Raw genomic sequence first — 4,514 nt, 5'->3', positions numbered from 1 at the left:
GGGAGCCAGGCGGGCCGGTAGCGGGCCTCGTAGACCACCTCGTACACCGCCTTGTCGATCTCGTATGCGTTCAGCAGGGCCGGCATGTCACGCGGATCCCCGGCGCCGGCCTTGGCATAACCGTCGCAGAAGGCGTCCCGGTTCCGCTTGGCCCACTCGTTGGCGCGGTAGCTGATCTGGTCGTACGCCGGGTGTTCGTGGTCGTAGTCGGTGATGAGCAGGTACCGGGCGGCGTAGTCGAACGAGCGCATCATCCCGGCGACATCCCGGATAGGCGAGTCCAGCGCCGTCCGTTCGGCCAGCGGTTTCGCGGGTTCTCCTTCGAAGTCGACGATCTTCCAGCCGACGGCGGTGCGCAGGACCTGCCCCAGGTGGAAGTCTCCGTGCACTCGCTGGGTAATCACTGGCTGCTCCAGCTCGCGCAACGCGTTCACCTGCTCGTGCAGACTGGGCAGGTACGGCTCCAGCTCGGGGACCACGCCGACCGCCACGTTGAGTCGCTCGACCAAGCGATCGGTTCGCGCCGCCAGGTCCTGCGCGTCCAGCCTGCCGGTGGGCAGCACCCTCGCCATCGACTGGTGTACGTGCGCGGTCGCCTCGCCCAGCCGGTGGGACTCCGCGGCGAAGTCTCCGCCCACCTCGTCGGCGTGCAGGTCACCCTCGGCATACAGGTCACGTACGCTGGCTGCGGCGAGCGCCCAGCCGTCCGAGGCCGTGGTCAGGTAGGCCTGGAGCATGGCCAGGCTGGCCTCGTGGACCGCGCCGTCCGCACTCGCCCACCGTCCGTCGATCCAGCCCAGCAGCGGAGCGACGTAGGAGCTGCCGTCCCGGGTGAGCGCCGCATGCACCTCGACGTCGGGATTCAGCCCTGGCTGGATCCGCCGGAAGACCTTCAGCAGCGCGACGTCGCCGTACGCCAGGGACGTGTTGCTCTGCTCGACAGGCAACGCGAGCGCGCTCTCCCCGGCCGGGAGCTCGGCGTCGGCCTCGGCATGGAAGGTGAGGCCATCGACGCGGGCTCCGCCGTCGGCGAAATGCTCCAAGAGTGCGGTGGTGGCGTCCTTGTCGTGCAGGGCGTCGTAGACGTGGCCGTCGTCGGTATGCCCGATGTGCACGTACTCGAGCCGTTCGACGAGCTCGCTGCGGATGGACAGCGGGACCTGGTAGATGTCGAGCTGGCCGTCCCGGCTCGTCTCGACGAGGACGTGCCAGACCCTCGGCTCGCTATCGCGCAGGAGCGTCGCCGACACCGCGCGCACATGGTCCGCCGACGACCGTCCGCTGAACCAGCGCTGGTGCGGCAGCCAGTCCGTAAGCAAGGAGACGGCCCGGTCCACCTCCGCGATGCCTGACGCGTCGTCGGCTGGGCCGTGCTCGCGTGGCCTTCCGGCGTCGTGTGGGTCTCCCATGCTCACGGCGTACCTTCCTCCGGCACGGCCTGGAGCCGGAACCAGTAGAAGCCGTGCGACCCGATGGTCAGCAGGTACGGGAGTTCGCCGATGGCCGGGAACCGGACACCGCCGAGGAGCTCGACAGGCTGCATCCTCTCGTAGCGCCGCAGGTCCAGTTCGACCGGCTGCGGAAAACGGGAGAGGTTGTTGACGCAGAGGACGATGTCGTCGCCGAACTCACGCACATAGGACAGGACAGTCGGGTTGGATCCGCCTAGATCCGTGAAGTCGCCCAGGCCGAACGCGGGGTTCTGCTTGCGTACCTCGATCATCCTTCGGATCCAATGCAACAACGACGACGAGTTGGTCATCTGCGCTTCCACGTTGGTGACCTGGTACCCGTAAACGGCGTCCATGATGACCGGTAGCGTGAGACGGCCCGGATCAGATGTGGAGAAGCCCGCATTGCGGTCGGGCGTCCACTGCATCGGGGTGCGGACGCCGTCGCGGTCACCCAGCCAGATGTTGTCGCCCATACCGATCTCGTCACCGTAGTACAGCACCGGCGAGCCGGGTAGGGACAGCAGCATCGCGGTGAACAGTTCCGTCTGGTTCGTGTCGTTCTCCAGGAGCGGAGCCAGCCGCCTGCGGATCCCGATGTTGGCCTTCATCCGCGGGTCCTTGGCGTACTCGTTCCACATGTAGTCGCGTTCCTCGTCGCTGACCATCTCGAGCGTGAGCTCGTCGTGGTTGCGCAGGAAAACGCCCCACTGGCAGCCGGACGGGATGCTCGGCGTCTGGGCCATGATCTCGCTCACCGGGTAGCGAGATTCGCGACGCACGGCCATGAAGATCCGCGGCATCACCGGGAAGTGGAACGCCATGTGGCACTCGTCGCCGCCGACACTGGGGTCCCCGAAGTACTCCACCACATCCGTCGGCCACTGGTTGGCCTCGGAGAGCAGCACCGTATCCGGGTACTCGTCGTCGACGATCTTGCGGACCTGCTTGAGAAAGGCGTGCGTCTCGGGCAGGTTCTCGCCGTTGGTGCCGGGCGCCTCGTACAGGTAAGGCACGGCGTCGAGCCGGAACCCGTCGACCCCGAGGTTGAGCCAGAACCGCAGCGCGTCCAGGATCGCCTCCTGCACGGCCGGGTTCTCGAAGTTCAGGTCCGGCTGGTGGCTGAAGAACCGGTGCCAGAAGTACTGCTTGCGCACCGGGTCGAAGGTCCAGTTCGACGGTTCGGTGTCGACGAAGATGATGCGGGCGTCCGGATAGGCGGAGTCGTCGTCCGCCCAGACATAGAAGTCGCCGTATGGGCCGTCCGGGTCTTCCCGGGACGACTGGAACCACGGGTGCTGGTCGCTGGTGTGGTTCATGACGAAGTCGATGATGACCCGGATGCCGCGCTGATGCGCCTTGTCGACCACCTCGACGAAGTCGTCCAGGGTGCCGAACTCCGGCAGCACGTTCTTGTAGTCCGAGACGTCGTAGCCGCCGTCGCGCAACGGCGACGGGAAGAACGGCGGCAGCCACAGGCAGTCGACTCCGAGCCACTCCAGATAGTCCAGCTTCTCCATCAGGCCACACAGGTCACCCACGCCGTCGCCGTCGGAATCCTTGAACGAGCGGACCAGGACCTCGTAGAAGACCGCGCGTTTGAACCACTCCGGATCGGTACCGCGTGCGGGCAGGGCAGGCTCGTCGTATGTGGCGCCGCTCATGACCGCCACCGCCTGACGGTGAGCACGTGGGCGGACTCCACCGCGGGGTCGAGCCGGACATAGTTGTGCTCGCCCCAGTTGAACGTCTCGCCGGTGAGCTCGTCATGCGCTGCGAACCTCTCGTGCCAGTCCATGCCCAGCTCGGGCATGTTCAGAGTGACCGTCGCCTCGCGGGGCGTGTGGGGGTCGAGATTCACGACGGTGATCACGGCGTCCTCTTCGGTGTCGTCGGTGGTGATCGCGTCGGCAGCCCGTCGTTTGGAGAAACACAGCACGTCAGGATTGTCGACGGAGTGGAAATGCAGGTCGCGTAGCTGCTGCAGAGCAGGATGCGCCCGCCGGATCTCGTTCAGTCGGGTCAGGTACGGCGCGAGCGACTGCCCCGCCCGCGGGCCTCCCGGCTCGTAGGCGGACCAGTCACGGGGACGGTACTGGTACTTCTCCGAGTCGAGGTACTCCTCGCTTCCGGGACGCACGGCGACGTGCTCGTAGAGCTCGAAGCCGGAGTAGACGCCCCAGGTGGGCGCGAGCAAGGCGGCGAGCGTGGCACGCACCTTGAACGCGGCAGGACCGCCGTATTGCAGATAGGCGTGGAGGATGTCCGGAGTGTTGACGAACAGGTTGGGCCGCATGTAGGTCGCCGCGTCACGCAGCTCGACCATGTACTCGGCGAGCTCGTCCTTGCTGTTCTTCCAGGTGAAGTAGGTGTAAGACTGCTGGAATCCGATCTTGGCCAGGGTGTGCATCATGTCGTGGCGGGTGAACGCCTCGGCCAGGAAGATCACGTCGGGGTCGGTCCGGTGGATGTCGGCCAGCAGCCGGTGCCAGAAGCTCACCGGCTTGGTGTGCGGGTTGTCCACCCGGAAGATCCGTACGCCGTGCGCCATCCAGTGCCGGACCGTACGGCGGATCTCGGCGTAGATGCCGTCCGGGTCGTTGTCGAAGTTCAGCGGGTAGATGTCCTGGTACTTCTTGGGCGGGTTCTCCGCGTACGCGACGCTGCCGTCCGCGCGCGTGGTGAACCACTCCGGATGTTCGGTGACCCACGGGTGGTCCGGCGATGACTGCAACGCCAGATCGAGCGCGACCTCGAGGCCCAGCTCGCGGGCGCTCTGGACGAACTGGTCGAAGTCCTCGAGAGTGCCGAGGTCCGGGTGGACGGCGTCGTGCCCGCCGTCCGGCGAGCCGATCGCCCACGGCACACCGGGGTCGTTCGGGCCGGCGGTGAGCGTGTTGTTCGGACCCTTGCGGAAGGTTGTGCCGATGGGGTGGATCGGCGGCAGGTAGACCACATCGAACCCCATGCCGGCGATCGCCGGAAGCCGCTTGGCCGCCGTGGTGAACGTCCCCGAGGTCCAGGAACCGTCGTCGTGCCGGACAGCTCCCTCGGATCTGGGGA

Annotated in this window: 3 protein-coding genes; all 3 read right to left on the bottom strand. The window is 66.7% G+C overall.

The window, feature by feature from the left end; genetic code table 11:
- The coding region (locus tag ELR45_RS23355) for a maltokinase N-terminal cap-like domain-containing protein (protein WP_165368066.1) at positions 1–1,409 on the bottom strand (1,409 nt) is incomplete at its 3' end.
- A gap of 2 nt (positions 1,410–1,411) precedes the next feature.
- Positions 1,412–3,115 carry a maltose alpha-D-glucosyltransferase gene (gene treS / locus ELR45_RS23350; RefSeq protein WP_129668500.1) on the bottom strand — a complete coding sequence of 568 codons (1,704 nt, stop codon included), beginning with the start codon at positions 3,113–3,115 and terminating at the stop codon, positions 1,412–1,414.
- A partial coding sequence (locus ELR45_RS23345) for an alpha-amylase family protein (protein WP_240760086.1) occupies positions 3,112–4,514 on the bottom strand: 1,403 nt, incomplete at its 5' end. The genes treS and ELR45_RS23345, both read right to left, overlap by 4 nt.

Source organism: Phytoactinopolyspora endophytica (assembly GCF_004138495.1).
Classification (GTDB): domain Bacteria; phylum Actinomycetota; class Actinomycetes; order Jiangellales; family Jiangellaceae; genus Phytoactinopolyspora; species Phytoactinopolyspora endophytica.
This window is presented reverse-complemented; position numbering and strand designations above follow the sequence as displayed.